This window comes from Halomonas sp. MMSF_3323 (genome assembly GCF_030733595.1).
Lineage (GTDB): Bacteria > Pseudomonadota > Gammaproteobacteria > Pseudomonadales > Halomonadaceae > Halomonas > Halomonas litopenaei.
In genome coordinates, this window is sequence record NZ_JASHIT010000019.1 from 47,599 (window position 1) to 65,768 (window position 18,170).

Sequence of the window (18,170 nt, forward strand, 5' to 3'; positions counted from 1 at the left end):
GTGCGCTAAATGAGCAAGTGTGGGTGAATCGCTGTGTCTGGCGGACGTGGTGAGCCCGCGCCGGGCAGGCGAGCCAGGTTGCCAAACGATCGTCCTCGGCCAAGGATTCAGGTAAGGCATCGGCGGTTTGTGCCGGCGATGCGCCCATGAGTCTTCGGAGGGTAGGACGGTCATGCGTGTCATCAGCGAAAGAGAACAGTTTCCCGGCCACGACGGCAACCAGCTGGCAGCGAGGTTCGACCGGCCGGAGGTGGGTGAGCCCCAGGCGGTGGCGATCTTCGCCCATTGCTTTACCTGTACCAAGGATATCCTCGCCGCCAAGCGTATCGCGGCACGACTGGTGTCGCGGGGCGTGGCGGTATTGCGCTTCGATTTCACCGGTCTTGGTCATTCCGAGGGTGAGTTCGCCAATACCCATTTCAGCTCCAACGTGGATGACCTGGTGGCCGCTGCCAAGCATCTCGAGGGGCGTGGGCTGTCACCGTCTCTGCTGGTCGGCCATTCGCTGGGCGGTGCGGCGGTGATCGCCGCCGCCGAGCGACTGCCCGGGGTCAAGGCGGTAGCCACCGTCGGGGCGCCTTACGACCCGGCTCATGTGGTGCACAATTTCGGCTCGAACCTCGACGTCATCGAACGCGAAGGGGAGGCCGAGCTGGTCCTGGCAGGCCGTCCCTTTACCATCCGCAAGGCCTTTATCGAGGATCTCCAGAGTCAGCGTCAGCACGAGCGCATCGAGAACCTGGGGCGTCCGCTGCTGGTGCTGCACGCGCCCAACGACGAAACGGTGGAGATCGAAAACGCCTCGGCCATCTTCACCGCCGCCCGTCATCCCAGAAGTTTTGTTTCGCTGGATGACGCCGATCATCTGCTGACCCGGCCCCAGGACGCCGAGTACGCCGCCGAGGTCATCGTCGGCTGGGCGTCGCGCTATCTGGGCCTGGAGGCGCCGAAGCCCCCCGCGGGAGCGCCTGAAGGTGTCACCCGAGTATCCGAAGCCGATCCCGCAGGCTTTCGCCAGGACGTGGTGGCGGGTGCGCACCACCTGCTGGCCGACGAGCCGCTTTCCTACGGTGGGACCAATCTCGGTTTTACGCCGTACCAGTTGCTGGCGGCGGCGCTCGGCTCCTGCACGGCGATGACGGTGCGCAGCTATGCCAGGCGCAAGAAGCTGCCGCTCGATGATGTCACCGTGGACGTCTCCCATGACAAGATTCACGCCAAGGATTGTGGCGAGTGCGAGGCGACCAGTGGCAAAATCGACCACTTCGAACGTGTCCTTTTCCTGACGGGGGATCTCGACCAGGAGGCCCGCGACAAGCTCTTGGCCATCGCTGACCTGTGTCCGGTGCATCTGACGCTGGAGGGCAAGGCCAGGGTGGTGACTCGGCTGGCCGACTAGCCTTGGCGGGCGCAGGCCGCTGTCACTGCTAGTCGCGGCGTCTGGTTCTCTGGTGCTGCGCCGAGCCGGTCTGCGTGCTTGAGTGTCCCATCATCGGGGAAGAGGCATTTATCCATGGGCGATGGCGTGGACGCCGTCGTCTCTCGAGGAGTTGTCTCTTGCGCTATGACCTGACCATCTTTGACTGGGATGGCACCCTGATGGATTCCATCGCCCGGATCGTATCCTGCATGCAGGCGGCTGGCCGCGAGGCCGAGTGGGGCGAGCTGGGGGAGGGCGAGATTCGCGATATCATCGGTCTCGGCCTGCCGGAAGCCATCGCCACACTGTGTCCGGGTATCCAGTCGGAGCAGGCTGAGCGTTTGAAAGCACGCTATGCCTGGCACTTCGTCGAGGGTGATGCCACCCCGGTCACCTTCTATCCCGGCGTCGAGGCGGGTCTGGCCTCGCTATCCTCGACCTCGGCGCTGGCCGTGGCCACCGGCAAGAGCCGTCGCGGGCTCGATCGTATCTTCCGCCAGAGCGACACCGGTCGCTTCTTTCGTGCCAGTCGTACCGCCGACGAGACGCGTTCCAAGCCGGATCCCCTGATGCTGGTCGAGCTGCTCGAAGAGTGCGGCGTCGACGCCTCCCGCGCCGTCATGATCGGCGATACCGAGTACGATATGGAAATGGCGCGTGCCATCGGCATGCCGCGCATCGCTGTCTCGTATGGTGTGCACGATGTGCAGCGGCTGTCGCGCAGTGAGCCGCTGCTGGTGGCAGATCGCTTCGATCAGGTGCTGGATCACCTGGCTGGCTAGATCGCGTCGATCGTCTGGCAAATCGTTTTCTATTCCTGGTTGTCGCCAGGCTTGCAAGGAGTGGTGGGATGTCGGATACCCCCAAGGATGACCCCTGGACCCAGGGGGAGATGTCGTCTTCCAGCGGTAAGGGAGCGGCGGCAGCCGGCGGTAGTGGGCCGGACAAGAGCGGCGGCAGCGGGCCGGCTGAACCCGGCGGCACCGGGCCGGTTGGATCGTCCGGCGCCAGCGGGCCGGCTGGATCGTCCGGCGACAGCGCCGAAGTATTGCGGGAGCGCCAGCGCCTTGCCCAGATCGAGAGCATGGACCGATGGATCCAGAGCGTACTGGTCGAGCAGCGGCGTAGTCGGCGCTGGAAGCTGTTCTTTCGTTTCGCCTGGCTGGCGCTGCTGCTGGGAGTGGCGGCGCTGGTGGGCTTTGCACTGCTGATGGTGCCTGGCGATGAGCGAGAGCAGGCCAGGCATCTTGGGGTGGTCAAGGTCGACGGTGTGATCGATAGCGAGTCGCCGGCCAACGCCGAGCGCCTGATCGAAGGTATCGAAGCCGCCTGGGAGTCGCCCAGCAGCGCCGCGGTGGTATTGCATATCAACAGTCCGGGCGGCAGTCCGGTGCAGTCCCAGCGGGTCTACAAGGCGGTGATGGCCCTGCGCGAGCGCGGCGACAAGCCGATCGTCGCGGTGGTCGAGGACCTGGGGGCCAGCGGCGCCTATTACATGGCGTCTGCGGCGGACGAGATTGTCGCTGCGCCGTCCAGTCTGGTCGGCTCTATCGGCGTCATCTACGCCGGCTTCGGGCTGGAGGGGGCCATCGATGACCTGGGTGTGGAGCGGCGCGTCTTCACCGCAGGCGACAACAAGGCCTTTCTCGATCCCTTCTCCGAGATGCGTCCCGAACAGCAGGCGTTCTGGCAAGAGGTGCTGGATACGACCCATCAGCAGTTCATCGATGCGGTCAAGGCAGGGCGCGGTGATCGTCTGGCCGATGATCCCCGGATCTTCAGCGGCCTGATCTGGACCGGAGAGCAGGCGCTGGAGCTGGGCCTGGTGGATCGCCTGGGTACCCTGGACGAAGAGGCCCATGAATGGCTCGACCAGCCGCGAATCAAGGACTACACCCCATCCCAGGACCCCTTCGACCGCCTGGCTCGGCGCTTCGGTGTGGGCGTGGCCCAGTGGATGGGGCTGCCGCAGGCGTCATCGCCGGTGCGTTATCAGTTGCCCTGATCGCCGTTCGCGACATCGGTGGCGGATGCCGCCAGGGGGTCGGCGCCAGCCTCGCGCAGCCACCGGCACAGCAGAATCAGAGGGAGGCCGATCAGACTGTTCGGGTCGTCACCCTCCAGGCGCTCGAACAGGGTGATGCCGAGGCCCTCCATGCGAAAGCTGCCAGCGCACTGAAGCGGCTGCTCGCGGGCGACGTAGGTGCTGATCTCGGTGTCGGTGAGACGGCGAAAGACCACGTCATAGTGCTGGTAGCCGACCCAATGGCGATGCTCGGCGGTGTCGAGCAGCGCCAGTCCGGTGACAAAACGCACCCGTTGCCCCGAGAAGGCTCGCAGTTGTGCGCAGGCGCGCTCCTGGGTGTGGGGCTTGCCCAGGATCTGGTCGTCGAACAGGGCTACCTGGTCGGAGCCGATGATCAGGTGGCGCGAGTAGGCGTCGGCCAGCGCTTCGGCCTTGGTCAGCGACAGCCGCTGCACCAGTGATGTGGGCGTCTCGTCCGTTCGGCGGGTCTCGTCGATGTCCGGGCTCGCCCAGGAGAAGGGCAGGCCCAGCCGTTCAAGCAGTTCGCGGCGCCAGGGTGAGCTGGAGGCAAGCACCAGTGGGGTCATGCGTCCTTCCTTGCAATGTGTGGAGTCGTGTCGGGGAGGCCCGCTATGGGCAGGTTGTGCTCGTCGGGTTCGAGCGGATCCCGGGACATGGTAACCTATTGAGCACAGGGCTTTGACAGGGGCGGAACGAGTGCCTATCATTGCGCGCCTATGTTGACCTCACGATTGCCCGGCCGGGTCGAGCCCTACAAGCTCGCCGCCCAAGCCGAACACCTCGAAGGCCTGGTGGCGCTGGCCGACATGAGCCGCCTGACCGAAGAGGTCGGCGCTCAACAGGGCGATGCCAGCGCCTGGCTGGAATTCGCCATCGACGCTCAGGGGCGTCGGGTGATCCGGGGGCGCCTGGAGGCCGATCTGCAGCTGCCGTGTCGCCGCTGCCTCGAGCCCATGGCCCAACATGTCACGAGCGACTTCCTGCTCGGGCTCGTCAGCAGTGACGACCTGGCCGCCGATCTGCCGAGCACCCATGAACCGGTGCTGGTGGAGAATGAACAGCTGGACCTGCTGGGCGTGGTCGAGGATGAACTCATCCTCAGTCTGCCCCAGGTGGTCTACCACGACGAGTCAGAGTGTCCTGTCTCGCGCGACCAGCTGAGCAGCGGGGCGGATGCCGAAGTCTCGGAAGCGCCCTCTGGCAGTCCCTTTGACGTGCTCAAGCGCCTCAAGGGCAACACCGATACCTGATCGATTTTTTGTGGAGTGATTTCCCATGGCAGTTCAGCAGAACCGTAAGACCCGTTCCAAGCGCGGCATGCGTCGTAGCCACGACGCCCTGAGTGCACCGACCCTGTCCCAGGACAAGGAAACCGGCACCACTCACCTGCGTCACCACGTCTCCCCGGACGGTTTCTATCGCGGTCGCAAGGTCGTCGACGTATAAGTTGACGACGCCTCGATAGCGCCTGGCCGCCGGGATGCGGATTGCCGTAGATGCCATGGGCGGGGACAAGGGTCCCCGCGCCACCGTGGCGGGGGCGGCCAGGGCAGTCATCGAGGACCCGCAGCTCGACATTCAGCTGTTTGGCCCTGCGGGCCTGCTGGATGACGAGATTTCACGCCTGCCGCGGCGTCGCATCTGCACCTGTGTGACGCACCCGATATCATCCCCGCCGATATGCGCGCCTCTCAGGCGCTGCGCCGAGGCCATGCTTCAAGCATGGCTCGCATGCTTGACTGTGTGGCGGCGGGTGAGGCCGATGTCGGCGTCAGTTCCGGCAATACTGGCGCCTTGATGGCGCTGTCGCGCCGCGCCCTTGGCATGGTTCCGGGCGTGCCGCGCCCGGCCATCAGTACCGCGATTCCGACGCGAGGCGACGGACGCTGCTATTTGCTTGATCTGGGTGCCAATGTGGATGTGTCGGCGGAGCGCCTGGTGGACTTCGCCCTGATGGGCGATATCATGGCGCGCCACGTCGACGGTCTGGCGGCTCCGCGGATTGCCCTGCTCAACGTTGGGGTGGAGTCGACCAAAGGCTCCTTGGCGGTACAGCAGGCCGATGCGGCACTGCGCCAGGTGGCCGGGATCGACTATCTTGGCTTTATCGAGGGCGATGGCGTGTTTGCCGGTCAGGCGGACGTCGTGGTCTGTGACGGCTTTGTCGGCAATGTGCTGCTCAAGGCCAGCGAGGGCCTGGCCAAGATGCTGGTCGGTCGCGTCCAGGCGACCTTCGAGGCGCACTGGGGGAGTCGGCTGGTGGGGATGCTGGCCCGTCCAGCGCTCAGACGATTGAAGAGTGAACTGGATCCGGTTCGCTACAACGGCGCCAGCCTGCTGGGGCTGGCGGGTATTGTGATAAAGAGTCATGGCAGCTGTGACGCTCAGGGTTTTTACTACGCCCTGAAGCGCGCCTCCCAGGAGGTCAGCCGTGACTTGCCGAGCCGGCTGGAGGCCGAGCTCGACCATCGTCGTCCATCTTCCGGTCCCTTGTCAGGGGGCAGTGTGGATATGGATGATGGCCAACAAGAGCTATAGGTGATCAAGATGACTCAACCGCTTGCCCTTATCTTCCCTGGGCAGGGGTCGCAACAGGTCGGCATGCTGCGCGATCTGGCCGAACGCTACAGCGTGGTGAGGACGACCTTCGAGGAGGCCTCGGAGGCGCTGGGTTACGACCTGTGGCAGGTGGTCCAGGAAGGTCCTGCGGAGGCGCTCAATGCCACCGCCTGCACCCAGCCGGCACTGTTGGCCTCCAGCGTGGCGATCTGGCGCGTGTGGCAGGAACTCGAGGGCCCGCGCCCCGGTGCCATGGCCGGCCATAGTCTCGGCGAATACAGCGCCATGGTGTGCGCCGGCGCGCTTTCCTTTGCGGAAGGGGTTCGTCTGGTTCGCCTGCGCGGCGAAGCCATGCAGCAGGCCGTGCCGGCCGGGCAGGGCGCCATGGCAGCGATTCTCGGTCTGGACGACGCGGCCGTCGAGCAGGCCTGCGCCAAGGCGGCCGACGGGGACGTGGTCTCTGCTGTCAACTACAATGCTCCCGGGCAGGTGGTGATCGCCGGCAGCAAGGCCGCCGTGGATCGTGCCATCGCCGCCTGTCAGGAGGCCGGGGCCAAGCGCGCGATGCCGTTGCCGGTATCGGTGCCTTCCCACTGTGACCTGATGCGGCCGGCTGCCGAGCGGCTGGAGCAGGCGCTTGGTGATATCGAGCTCAAGGCGCCGCGCTATACCGTGGTGCAGAACGTCGATGCCCAGGCCCATGCCGATGTGGCCACCCTGCGCACTCGCCTGATCGAGCAGCTCTACCAGCCGGTGCGTTGGGTCTCCTGCGTCGAGAAGATGGTCGACGGCGGTGCCGAGGTGTTCATCGAGTGCGGGCCCGGCAAGGTCCTCACCGGCCTCAACAAGCGTATTGCCCGGGGCAGTCGCGGACTGGCGGTGAATGATCCCGACAGTCTCAGTGCCGCCCTGGAGCTGGCTCGCGAGATCAACTGATCGAAAGCCTCCTGGCCCGGCGCTGTGCCGGGCGACAACGACGAAGCAATGGAAGTGACCATGACAACCGAGCCTAGAGTCGCCCTGATTACCGGGGCCAGCCGCGGTATCGGCCGTGCCATCGCCCACGAGCTGGGGCGGCAGGGTCGCATCGTGATCGGCACCGCCACCACCGATGCCGGTGCCGACCGCATCGATGCGGACCTCAAGGAGCAGGGGTTTCAGGGCGCAGGGCGCCGCCTCGACGTCACCGATCCGACCAGCGTCGAAGCACTGCTGAAGTCGATCAATGACGAGTTTGGTGCGCCGACCATCCTGGTCAACAATGCCGGTATCACCCGTGACAATCTGCTGATGCGAATGAAGGAAGATGAGTGGGATGGTGTACTCGACGCCAACCTCAAGTCGGTCTTTCGCCTCAGCAAGGCGTGCCTGCGTGGCATGAGCAAGGCCCGTTGGGGCCGTATCGTATCCGTCAGTTCGGTGGTCGCCACCATGGGCAACGCCGGCCAAAGCAACTATGCTGCCGCCAAGGCGGGCATGGAAGGCTTCACCCGGGCGCTGGCGCGCGAGGTGGCCTCCCGTGCCATCACCGTCAACGCCGTGGCGCCTGGCTTTATCGCCACCGACATGACCCAGGCGCTGTCCGAGGATCAACAGACGATGCTCAAGGGGCAGGTGCCTCTGGCGCGTCTGGGGCAGCCCGAGGAAATCGCCGCGGCGGTCGGGTTCTTGACCAGCGATAGCGCAGCCTATATCACTGGCGAAACCCTGCACGTCAATGGCGGGATGAACATGCGCTGAATGCGCTTCCTGCGTGTGTTGCGTCGACCCGAAGGGGTCTATAAACTACCCCGCAGTTTACTTGCGGAATTAACCAGCTGGTCATCAGAACGGCTAACGTGAACGACTGGAGTATGTCTAAATGAGCACCATCGAAGAGCGCGTGAAGAAAGTTGTGGCAGAGCGCCTGAACGTCAAGGAAGAAGATATTCAGAACTCCTCTTCCTTCACCGAGGACCTGGGCGCTGATTCCCTGGACACCGTTGAGCTGGTGATGGCGCTGGAAGAGGAATTCGATACCGAAATTCCTGATGAAGAAGCCGAGAAGATTACCACCGTTCAGGAAGCGATCGACTACGTCAACGCCAACCAGTAAGACCGGCTCGGTGTTCCGAGTCAGTCTGCCGGTGGCGGCGATGGCCGCTTGCTGAAAGGCGGGGATGCAATCCCCGCGGAAGCCGTCCTGGTTCGCCAGGGCGGCTTTTGCGTGTCCAGGCCTCGAAGGCAGGGTCCTGTGCCAGCCTTCCCGGTAAAGCCTCGGCGCCGGGGGGAGCACAGCGGCCTGTGTCTCGGGTATAATGCGCGCAACCGACGGTCCTCCACAGTTGGGCCGTAACTTTTTGGATGTCTGGAGGAAAGCTGATGTCTCGTAGAAGGGTAGTGGTGACGGGCCTCGGCCTGGTCACACCGGTGGGCAACACCGTCAAGGAAAGCTGGGACAGCATCCTGGCCGGCAAGAGCGGTGTGGCGCCCATCGAGCACTTCGATGTCAGCGGCTTCAACACGCGCTTCGGCGGTTCGGTGAAGGACTTTGATATCAGCCCCTACCTGAACCCCAAGGATGCCAGGAAGATGGACCTGTTCATCCAGTACGGTATTGCCGCGGGGGCTCAGGCCATCGAGGACGCCGGTATCGAGTGCACCGAGGAAAATGCCGATCGCATCGGCGTGGCCATCGGCTCGGGAATCGGTGGGCTGCCGATGATCGAGCACAACCACAACGCACTCAACAAGAGCGGCGCCCGGCGTATCTCGCCGTTCTTCGTGCCCGGCTCCATCATCAACATGATCTCGGGCAATCTGGCGATTCAGCACGGCTTCCGTGGTCCCAATATCGCCATCACCACCGCCTGCACCACCGGTACCCACAATATCGGCTACAGCGCCCGCACCATCGCTTACGGCGACGCCGACGTGATGGTCTGTGGCGGTGCCGAGATGGCGACCACACCGTTGGGGCTGGGCGGCTTCTCCGCCGCGCGGGCACTGTCCACCCGCAATGACGATCCCCAGGCGGCCAGCCGCCCGTGGGACAAGGATCGCGACGGCTTCGTGCTGTCCGACGGCGCCGGCGTGGTGGTGCTGGAAGAGTACGAACACGCCAAGGCACGTGGGGCGACCATCTACGCCGAGCTGATCGGTTTCGGCATGAGCGATGATGCCTACCACATGACCCTGCCGCCGGAAGACGGTCGCGGCGCGGCGGCCTCCATGGCCAACGCGATCAAGGACGCCGGCATCGACGCCAGCGAGATCGATTACATCAACGCCCACGGCACCTCGACCGCCGCCGGCGACCTGGCCGAGAGCCGCGCGGTGGAGAAGGTCATGGGCAGCGCCGCCCAAAGCGTCGCGGTCAGCTCCACCAAGTCGATGATCGGCCACCTGCTCGGCGCCGCCGGTGCGGTGGAGGCGGTCTTCAGCATCCTGGCGATTCGTGATCAGGCGCTGCCGCCCACCATCAACCTGGACAATCCCCAGGAAGGGTGCGTGCTCGACTACGTGCCGCATACCGCCCGCGATGCCAAGGTCGACGTGACCCTGTCCAACTCCTTCGGCTTCGGCGGCACCAATGGCACCCTGGTGTTCAAGAAGGCCTGATGGATGAATAGGCCGTCCGAGCCGACATTGCCCCTGAGTGATCGGGGGCTGGCCTACGGCGATGGCCTGTTCGAGACGGTGCTGGTGCGCGACGGCACGCCGCTGTTGTGGTCTGAGCACCTGGCACGACTGCTGAAGGGCTGCCGGGTGCTCGACCTGCCCCCGCCCCGTACAGAGGCCCTGGCATCCGCCCTCGCTGGCGCGGGGCCGGGGCTTGGTGTGCTCAAGCTGGTCTACACCCGGGGCAGCGGTGGACGGGGCTACGCGCCGCCGGCGTCCTCAGACCCCAGGCTTGAGGCGCTGTGGTCGAGCTTCGCACCCGATCAACAGCGTTGGGCAGCCGGGGTCAGGGTGCGTCGCTGCCGCCTGCGCCTGGCACGCCAGCCCGTGCTGGCCGGGATCAAGCATCTGGCCCGTCTCGAGAACGTGCTGGCACGAGCGGAGTGGGGCGACCTCGCTATCGCCGAGGGGCTTCTCGAGGATGATAGGGGCCAGCTTGTCGAAGCCACCGCCATGAACGTGTTCTTTCTCGCCCGGGGCGCCGAACAGGTATCGACCCCGCCGCTGGATCAGTGTGGCGTGGCAGGTACCCTGCGGGCCGCCTTGCTGGAACAGGGCGCGGTGGTGGAGGCGCCGTTGCTGGCCGACGAGCTTTCGTCCTGCGAGGCTGTATGGCTTGGCAACAGCGTCCAGGGGGTGTGGCCCGTCGCGCGACTCGACGACAGCGAAGGGCAGCCCCAGCATGGCTGGGAGCTGAATGATGTCCATCGCGCCTTTCAGCACCGAGCCCACCGCCTGCTGGGGTATGCCGGGGCCGACTGAGTCACCCGGGCGCTTCCAGCCGGGGTGCCTGCATCCGCTTTGCCGTACTATTCTGACCGCTTCAGACAAGCGCCGTGCGCCGGCGCGACCAGACTAAGGAACTTCCATGCGCACCGCGCTCAAGGTCTTGCTCACTCTTGTCGTCATTGCCGCTATTGGCGGCTACGGCGCTTATCACTATTGGCAGACGCGTCTACAGGCCCCGATCACCCTCGATGAACCGATGCTCTACGAGGTGCCGCCCGGGGCCGGTTTCAATCGGGTGGTGGATGATCTCGAGGCCCAGGGTGTGCTGGCCGACGCCTGGGCCTTCAAGCTGTTGACGCGAGTGGAGCCTGATCGTGTGCCGTCGCTGAAGGTCGGCGAGTACTCGCTGGAGCCAGGCATGAGTGGCATGCAGGTACTCGATAAGCTCGCCAGCGCCGAGGTGGTCACCTACAGCGTGACCATTCCCGAGGGCTGGACCTTCCAGCAGATGCGCGCGGCCCTGGCCGAGGCCGAGAAGCTGGCCCACGCCAGTGCCGAGATGAGCGACGACGAGATCATGACGGCGCTGGGCCACGAGGGCGAGCATCCGGAAGGGCGCTTCTTCCCCGATACCTACACCTACCACAAGGGGGTGGAGGATCTGGAGATTCTGCGTCAGGCCAACCAGAGCATGGAGGCCCTGCTTGAGGAGGTGTGGGCCGATCGCGCCGAGGGTCTGCCCATCGATACGCCGTACGAGGCGCTGATCATGGCCTCGCTGATCGAGCGTGAGACCGGCGCCCCCGAAGAGCGGCGTCAGATTGCCGGGGTGTTCAAGCGCCGCCTGGAGCGTGGCATGCGGCTGCAGACCGATCCAACGGTGATCTACGGCATGGGCGATCGCTTCGAGGGCAATATCACTCGGGCCGACCTGCGCGAGGCCACCCCCTACAACACCTACGTGATCGATGGCCTGCCGCCGACCCCGATCGCATTGCCGGGGCGGGCTGCACTGGAGGCCGCCGTCGACCCGCAGGAGGGCGACACCCTGTACTTCGTCGCCAAGGGAGATGGCACCCACCACTTCTCCCGCACGCTGCGTGAGCACAATAACGCCGTCAATCGTTATATTCGGCGCCGTTGACGCGGACGTCTCCCGAACCAGGAGTGGTATCCATGACGCAGACACAACCGGCCGAGCCCACCTCCGGCGCGCGCGGGCGCTTCATTACCCTGGAGGGCGGAGAAGGCGTCGGCAAGTCCACCAACCTGGCCTTCGTGGTCGCCGCCCTCGAGGCGCGTGGCATCGAGGTAGTACAGACCCGCGAGCCTGGAGGGACGCCTCGGGCCGAGGCCATTCGCGAACTGCTGCTGGCGTCCAGCGACGAGCCGCTGGACAGTGACGCCGAGCTGCTGCTGGTGTTCGCGGCACGGGCCCAGCATCTTGCTCATCGCATTCGCCCGGCCCTGGAGCGCGGCGCCTGGGTGGTCAGCGACCGCTTCACCGACGCCACCTTCGCCTACCAGGGTGGCGGTCGAGGCCTGCCGTTCGAGCGCATCGTCCAGCTCGAACGTCTGGTCCAGGGGGAACTGACGCCGGATCTGACGCTGTTGCTGGACATGCCGCTGGACGCGGCGGAGCGTCGCCTGGCGGGTCGTCTGGACCGCACCGGCACGCGCAAGGATCGCTTCGAGCAGGAGCGCCGCGACTTTTTCGAGCGGGTGCGCCTGGCCTACCTGGCCCGGGCCGAGCAGGCACCGCAGCGGATGGTCAGGATCGACGCTGACGCCAGCCTCGAAGAGGTGCAGCGGCGGATCAAGCGGGTACTGGACGAGCGGGTGGCGCAATGGACGTGAATAGCAGCGTCGCTCAGCCGCCGATGCCCTGGCTGGCGCCGCGCTGGCACGAACTGGTGCGGCTGATGGACGCCGGTCGTCTGCCCCATGCCGTGCTGCTGTCGGGCCCCCGCGGGCTCGGCAAGCAGTCCCTGGCCGAGGCACTGATTGCCCGCGCCCTGTGTGCCCGCCCAGGCGAGACCGCCTGCGGTGAGTGCCACAGTTGCCATATGCTGGCCTCGGGCTACCATCCTGACCTGCTTCGGGTGGCGCCGGAGGAGGGCAAGCGGATGATTCGCATCGACCCGATCCGTCAGGTCAATGGCTTCGTCTCCCAGACCGCTCAGCAGGGTGGGCACCGGGTCATCGAGATCCGTCCCGCCGAGGCGATGAACGTGGCCGCGTCCAACGCCCTGCTGAAGAGCCTGGAGGAGCCGGGGCAGGACACCCTGTTCGTGCTGGTCTCCGACATGCCGTCCCACCTGCTGCCGACGATCCGTTCGCGCTGCCAGCAGTGGACGCTCAAGCCGCCGGAACTCGAAGACTGTCTGGACTGGCTGTCGAAGGAACTCGGTTCCGAGGACGAAGCACGCTTCTGGTTTCGAGCCGCCGGTGGGTTGCCGCTGGCGGCGCGACAGCTGGCCGAGCCGGGCTCGCGGGCGCTGCGTCAACAGCTGCACGAGACCTTCGACGCCCTGGTACGTGGCGCCGAACCGGTGGCCGAGGCGGCCCGGCTGGACCGCCAGGCCATCGATGCCATCCTGTGGTACGGTATCGCCTGGCTGGAGGATCTGATTCGCCTGGGCCTTTCCGGCGAGCCTGAAGGCCTCAGAAACCCCGACCTGGCACCGCTCTATCGCCAGGCGGTGAAAAATGGCCGGGTGCGCGACTGGTTCCGCCTGCTCGACTACGCCCGTGAGCAGCGTCGGTTGCTCAGCGAAGGCGGCAATCCCAACCCGCAACTGGTGCTCGAGGCCTGGCTGGTCCGCTGGGCGGCACTGTTGCGTTCCTGAGCGACGTCGTGTGCCCAGACGTCCTCCCCGGAGGCTCGCTGGCGTCTCTGATCACCGTCGCCGGTATTCGTCCCTGACATCCGTATTCAAGCCCCGAGAGATCTTCATGTTCGTCGATTCCCACTGCCATCTCGATCGCCTTTCTCCTGATACCCATGGCGGCGATCTGTCGCGGGCCCTGGACGCAGCCCGCGCGCGCGGCGTCCAGCAGTTCCTGGCCATCAGTGTGACCCTCGACGGCGTACCCGAACTGGCCGCAATTCGCCAGGCCCACGACGACGTGGTGATCTCCGCCGGGGTGCATCCGCTGCATCAGGTGGAGCACGAACCCGGCGTTGCCGAGATTGTCGCCTGCGCCAAGGAGCATGGTGCCGTGGCTATCGGCGAATCGGGACTGGACTATCATTACGACAGTGTTCCCGCCGAGGTGCAGCACGAGCGTTTCGCTCGCCATCTGCAGGCTGCCACCGAACTGTCGCTGCCGATCGTGGTGCATACCCGGGAAGCGAGGGAGGACACGCTCTCGCTGATTCGTCAGTACAGCGATCCCGAGGTCGGCGGGGTACTTCACTGCTTCACCGAGGACCTCGAGATGGCGCGGGATGCGGTGCGCCTGGGCTTTTATATCTCCTTGTCGGGGATCGTCACCTTTCGCACCGCCGAGTCGCTGCGCGAGGTGGCCAGAAAAGTACCGCTGGATCGTCTGCTGATCGAGACCGACAGCCCCTATCTGGCGCCGGTGCCGCACCGTGGCAAGCCCAACGAGCCGGCCTGGGTGGTCGACGTGGCCCAGTGCATCGCCGACGAGCGAGGAATCAGCGTGGAAGAGGTGGCGATGCAGACCACCGCCAACTTCTACCGGCTGTTTCCCAAGGCCCAGCCTGCCGCCCCGGAGGACCTCAAGCAGGCCCTTCGCGACGCGGGCTTTGTGGACCAGGGCTAAGCGGGCGTTGTGGACCAGGGCGAAGCAGGCTTTGTTGTGAACAGGGCCCATGGCCCCGGTCGGCACGGGCACCGGTCTGTTGGCCGGGCCTTGAGCGATAACTCGACGAGGTAGCCTCCATGCAACTCGATCACATCCTGAACGGCATCGCCGAGCTTGGTGAGCGTCCGCCCTTGTCTGACTGGCAGCCCGAACCGAGCGGCGAGATGGACCTGGTGATCGCCCGGGACGGGCGCTGGATCCACGAAGGCAGTCCGATCCAGCGTCCTGAGCTGGTGCGCCTTTTTGCGCGCATCCTGCGACGGGAGGACGACGGCCACCACTACCTGGTCACGCCTATCGAAAAGTGGCGGATCAGCGTCGAGGACACCGCCTTTATGGTACTGGAGGCCGAGCAGGCAGACGCTCGGCTGGAAGGCCAGTCAAAAGGCCAGCCAGAAGACCACGTAGACAAGCGCTGGTGGCTGACCACCAACGTCGGCGAGCGTATCGCCCTGGGGCAGCAGCATCGACTATCACTGTCGACGACACCGGCGGGCGAGGAGGTGCCCCAGGTGTGCCTGCCCTATGGCGTGAGTGCTCGACTCGGGCGTAACGTCTTCTACCGTCTGGTCGAGCAGGCCGAAGCGTGCACCGAGCGCGGCGAGCTGGGGCTTACCAGCGACGGCGTGTGGCAGCCGCTGGGACGCCTGGAGGGTGACGCGCACTGATGGCTTCACCTGCATTGGAGCGGCTCGCGCTGACGCCCGAACAACGCTGCGTTGTCGCCCACCCGGCAGGCCACGCCAGGGTCGCGGCGGTGGCCGGAGCGGGTAAGACCACCACCCTGGTGGCCAGGGTGCTGCACCTGCTGTCCCACGGAGTCAGCGCCCGGCGCATGATGGTGCTGATGTTCAACCGCGCCGCCCGGGAAGACTTTCAGCGCCGTCTGGTGGCCATGGCCGAACCCGGTATGGAACTGCCGGAGGTGCGTACCTTTCACTCTCTCGGTCATCGTCTGAGTCAGAGCCTGACCCGCTGGGGCGCGCTGCCACGGCGCGAACTGCTGACCGCAGACTGGCAGCAGGAGCGACTGCTGCGCCAGGCGACCCTGGAGGCGTTGGCCCAGGTCGACGAGGATCGCGACGCCGCGCTCGAGCCCGATCGCATCGAGGAACTCGCCCACTTCTGTTCGCTGGTCAAGGCCGAGGTGATCGACCCCCAGTTGCTGTATGAGCGGCTCGAGCTCGGCGAGGGGACTCGCCACTTCGTCGTCGCCCACCAGTGCCTCGAGACCTTGCTGGCCGATCACGGCGTGATGACCTATTCGGATCTGCTGTATCGACCGCTGCTGGCACTCGAAGGTGATCCCGCGCTGCGCCAGCGGGTTCAGGGCTTCCTCGACCATGTGATCATCGACGAGTATCAGGACATCAATGCCGCTCAGCAGCGGTTGTTGGCGGTGCTGGCCGGCGACCAGGCCTCGGTGATGGCGGTGGGTGACGCCAACCAGTGCATCTATGAATGGCGCGGCGCCCACCCGGAGGCCATGCTCGAGAACTTTACCCGGATCTTCGGTGCCGCCACCGACTACCCCTTGTCGACCACCTTTCGCCATGGTCACGCCTTGGCGCTGGCCGCCAATCATGCCATCGCCGGCAACCCGCGTCGCCCGTACCAGCTATGCCTGGCGGCGCCCACCAATCCGCGTACCGAGCTCAAGGTGGCACGGGGCGCCAGTGCCTTCCTCGATGGACTCAAGCGCTGGGTGGAAGCCGGCCGTCGTCTCGACGAAGCCTGTCTGCTGGTACGTAGCTGGACCCTGTCGGTGCCGATGCAGCTGGCGCTGTTGCGCGAAGGCATTCCCTTTCGCCTGGCCCGGGAGGATCGCTTCGTCTTTCGCCTGCCGCTGGTGGAGGCTCTGGCCGGCTATCTATCGCTGGCGCTGTCGCCCGAGCAGCTGCGCGACCCCGGCGCGCTGATGCCGATGTTTGCCCAGCCGACCTGCTTCGTACCACGTGAAGTGCTCGCTGGCCTGGTTCAGCGCCTGGCCGACACCCAGACCTGGCCAGGGCCGGGCGACGCGCTGCTGGCGCGACTGAAGCCCCACCAGAAGCGCACCCTCAAGCGTCGCTGGCAACTGCTGTGCGAGCTGCCGAAGCTTGCCCATCTGTCCGCCGACGCGCTGCTCGAGCATGTGGTCGCGGAGGTCGAGGCGGAAAAGGTGCTCAAGCGCGCCGCCTCCCGCCGCGACAAGGGCGAGGAGGACGTGCGCCTGCTCGATGTCCTGATCGAGCAGGCTCGGGAGGTCGGCGACATCGCCACCTTTATCGAGCTGCTGCGACGCCCGGTGCAGAACCGCGACGAAGGGGTGTTGATCAACACGGTTCATGGCGCCAAGGGCCTGGAGTGGCCGCTGGTGATGGTGGGGGCGGTCAATGAAGAGGACTTTCCCCACTACAGTCGTGACAACCCGCTGTCCCCCGAGCGTCTCGAGGAAGAGCGCAGGCTCTACTATGTGGCCATCACCCGGGCCATCGAACGCCTGGTCATCCTCCACGATGGCGGCGATCATCGTCCCAGCCGCTTTATCCAGGAGAGCGCCTGCCGCGACGCCAGCGCCGTGGCCAGGGCGCTGTACCGATGCGCTGACGGAACCGAGCCCGAGGAGGTGAGCGTCGCCGAGCCGGCACTGGTGGGGCGCTATCTGAATGCCCTGGGGCAGCCGCTGCCGATCAAGGCGCTTGAGCGAGCGCCAGGCAATGGCCATTACCAGGTGGGTGAGCGCATTCGCCACGGCGTCTTCGGTGACGGTGAGGTCGCCTTGGTGGAAGGCGACCCCGCCAATCCGGTCATCGAGGTGCGCTTTGATCGTGCCGGCAAGCGCCGCCTGATCGCCCATCGCGCCCCGATCGAGCGGCTGTCGAGCGCCTGATCAGGGCGCGGGCCACTTGTCGAGACGCGCGAAAACGCTTCGATACGATAAGGCTCCGGTGCGATAAAGCCTTGCGCCACCAGACAGTGTTCTGACATGAGAAGGAGTTCGTCATGACCCATCCCTTGATCGACGCCGATAGCTTGCGACACGCGCTAGACGGCGACACCCCGCCGCTGGTGCTGGACTGCCGCGTGCGCTTGAACGACCCCGAGGCCGGGGCGGCGCTGTGGCGTCAGGCCCATGTTCCCGGCAGTCTGCACCTGGATCTGGACCGTGACCTGTCCGGACCCAGGGACGCTGGCTCCGGGGCAGGCGGACGACACCCGTTGCCGAGCCACGCCGACTTCACCGCGACCCTTCGGCGACTGGGCGTTGCGCCTGAGCGCGAGGTGGTGGTGCTCGATGATGCCGGCGGCCAGCTGGCGGCGGCGCGGGCCTGGTGGATGCTGAGCGAGTGGGCCGGCCACCCGCGGGTGCGCCTGCTCGACGGTGGCCTCGCCGCCTGGGAGGGCATCAATGGCGACTGGGAGGTGGGGGAGGGTGCGCCTCCTGCGCCGTCGCAGTGGACACCCGAATTCGACGACAGTCGTTTCGTCGTCCTCGAGGAGATGGCGTCGACTGCGGCGCTGAAGGTGGACGCCCGGGCCGGTGAGCGCTACCGCGGCGAGGTCGAGCCGATGGACCCCCGAGCGGGGCATATCCCTGGTGCGGTCAATCGCCCCTGTAGCCTCAATCTCGACGACAATGGACGCTTCAAGTCGCCGGAGGCTTTAGCAAGAGAACTGCCCCAGACGTCGCAGCAGGATCCTGGCGTGATTGCCTACTGCGGCTCCGGCGTTACCGCCTGCCATGACATTCTCGCCTATCGCCTGGCGGGTCTGCCGGCCCCGCGGCTCTATGTCGGCTCCTGGAGCGAGTGGAGCGGCGATCCCGCACGCCCGGCCGAGACCGGCCCCGCCACCGCTTCCTGACGCCACTGCTGACGTCCCTTGCTGGCGCCGCCTTGTGGCGCCTACAGCGGTCCTTTAGCGTCAACACCATCAACG

Annotated in this window: 18 protein-coding genes and 1 pseudogene; 18 read left to right on the top strand and 1 reads right to left on the bottom strand. The window is 65.9% G+C overall.

Annotated elements, in window-relative coordinates; genetic code table 11:
• The first annotated feature begins 172 nt into the window (after positions 1-172).
• The 3 genes from RBB39_RS11330 (at position 173) to sppA (ending at position 3,425) form a co-directional block, all read left to right on the top strand.
• Positions 173-1,399 (top strand): bifunctional alpha/beta hydrolase/OsmC family protein, encoded by a 1,227-nt coding sequence (locus RBB39_RS11330; RefSeq protein ID WP_045993401.1) that lies wholly within the window; start codon positions 173-175, stop codon positions 1,397-1,399.
• 158 nt (positions 1,400-1,557) lie between these two features.
• The gene (locus RBB39_RS11335; protein ID WP_045993402.1) at positions 1,558-2,202 is read left to right on the top strand and encodes an HAD-IA family hydrolase; all 645 of its coding nucleotides are present in this window, start codon (positions 1,558-1,560) and stop codon (positions 2,200-2,202) included.
• 68 nt (positions 2,203-2,270) lie between these two features.
• Positions 2,271-3,425, top strand: coding sequence for a signal peptide peptidase SppA (gene sppA / locus RBB39_RS11340; RefSeq protein ID WP_045993403.1), 1,155 nt, complete (start codon positions 2,271-2,273; stop codon positions 3,423-3,425).
• Here sppA and RBB39_RS11345 read toward each other — a convergent pair.
• Positions 3,413-4,033 (bottom strand): nucleoside triphosphate pyrophosphatase, encoded by a 621-nt coding sequence (locus tag RBB39_RS11345; RefSeq protein ID WP_045993404.1) that lies wholly within the window; start codon positions 4,031-4,033, stop codon positions 3,413-3,415. The two genes, sppA and RBB39_RS11345, sit on opposite strands and share 13 nt — an antisense overlap.
• A 150-nt stretch (positions 4,034-4,183) precedes the next feature.
• Here RBB39_RS11345 and RBB39_RS11350 point away from each other — a divergent pair, with 150 nt between their 5' ends.
• The 15 genes and pseudogenes from RBB39_RS11350 to RBB39_RS11420 all read left to right on the top strand — a co-directional run bounded on the left by RBB39_RS11350 (position 4,184) and on the right by RBB39_RS11420 (position 18,095).
• Positions 4,184-4,717, top strand: coding sequence for a YceD family protein (locus RBB39_RS11350; protein WP_045993405.1), 534 nt, complete (start codon positions 4,184-4,186; stop codon positions 4,715-4,717).
• A gap of 25 nt (positions 4,718-4,742) precedes the next feature.
• The gene (gene rpmF / locus RBB39_RS11355) at positions 4,743-4,913 is read left to right on the top strand and encodes a 50S ribosomal protein L32 (RefSeq protein ID WP_010627954.1); all 171 of its coding nucleotides are present in this window, start codon (positions 4,743-4,745) and stop codon (positions 4,911-4,913) included.
• A gap of 34 nt (positions 4,914-4,947) precedes the next feature.
• Positions 4,948-6,005, top strand: a pseudogene (plsX, locus tag RBB39_RS11360) (phosphate acyltransferase PlsX).
• 9 nt (positions 6,006-6,014) lie between these two features.
• A complete protein-coding gene (gene fabD, locus RBB39_RS11365; protein WP_045993431.1) occupies positions 6,015-6,962 on the top strand; it encodes an ACP S-malonyltransferase in 948 nt (315 codons plus the stop codon).
• A gap of 60 nt (positions 6,963-7,022) precedes the next feature.
• A complete protein-coding gene (fabG, locus tag RBB39_RS11370; protein ID WP_045993432.1) occupies positions 7,023-7,766 on the top strand; it encodes a 3-oxoacyl-ACP reductase FabG in 744 nt (247 codons plus the stop codon).
• Positions 7,767-7,887: 121 nt separating this feature from the next.
• A complete protein-coding gene (acpP, locus tag RBB39_RS11375) occupies positions 7,888-8,121 on the top strand; it encodes an acyl carrier protein (protein WP_021820799.1) in 234 nt (77 codons plus the stop codon).
• Between the two features lie 266 nt (positions 8,122-8,387).
• Positions 8,388-9,626, top strand: coding sequence for a beta-ketoacyl-ACP synthase II (gene fabF, locus RBB39_RS11380; protein ID WP_045993406.1), 1,239 nt, complete (start codon positions 8,388-8,390; stop codon positions 9,624-9,626).
• A 3-nt stretch (positions 9,627-9,629) separates the two neighbouring features.
• The gene (gene pabC / locus RBB39_RS11385) at positions 9,630-10,448 is read left to right on the top strand and encodes an aminodeoxychorismate lyase (RefSeq protein ID WP_045993407.1); all 819 of its coding nucleotides are present in this window, start codon (positions 9,630-9,632) and stop codon (positions 10,446-10,448) included.
• 106 nt (positions 10,449-10,554) lie between these two features.
• On the top strand, positions 10,555-11,559 hold the full coding sequence (gene mltG / locus RBB39_RS11390; protein ID WP_045993408.1) for an endolytic transglycosylase MltG: 1,005 nt from the start codon (positions 10,555-10,557) through the stop codon (positions 11,557-11,559).
• A 32-nt stretch (positions 11,560-11,591) separates the two neighbouring features.
• Complete coding sequence (gene tmk, locus RBB39_RS11395; RefSeq protein WP_045993409.1) at positions 11,592-12,272, top strand: dTMP kinase; 681 nt, start codon at positions 11,592-11,594, stop codon at positions 12,270-12,272.
• A complete protein-coding gene (locus RBB39_RS11400) occupies positions 12,263-13,264 on the top strand; it encodes a DNA polymerase III subunit delta' (RefSeq protein ID WP_371931871.1) in 1,002 nt (333 codons plus the stop codon). The genes tmk and RBB39_RS11400 overlap by 10 nt, the downstream gene beginning before the upstream one ends.
• 106 nt (positions 13,265-13,370) lie before the next feature.
• Positions 13,371-14,207 carry a TatD family hydrolase gene (locus RBB39_RS11405; protein WP_045993410.1) on the top strand — a complete coding sequence of 279 codons (837 nt, stop codon included), beginning with the start codon at positions 13,371-13,373 and terminating at the stop codon, positions 14,205-14,207.
• A 119-nt stretch (positions 14,208-14,326) separates the two neighbouring features.
• Positions 14,327-14,917, top strand: a complete 591-nt coding sequence (locus RBB39_RS11410) for a DUF1285 domain-containing protein (RefSeq protein ID WP_045993411.1) — start codon at positions 14,327-14,329, stop codon at positions 14,915-14,917.
• Entirely contained in the window at positions 14,917-17,121 is a 2,205-nt protein-coding gene (locus tag RBB39_RS11415; RefSeq protein WP_306169096.1) for an ATP-dependent helicase, read from the top strand. Before RBB39_RS11410 ends, RBB39_RS11415 begins: the two co-directional genes overlap by 1 nt.
• A 113-nt stretch (positions 17,122-17,234) precedes the next feature.
• Positions 17,235-18,095: a sulfurtransferase gene (locus tag RBB39_RS11420; protein ID WP_045993413.1), complete on the top strand. Its 861-nt coding sequence runs from the start codon at positions 17,235-17,237 to the stop codon at positions 18,093-18,095.
• Positions 18,096-18,170: the final 75 nt, after the last annotated feature.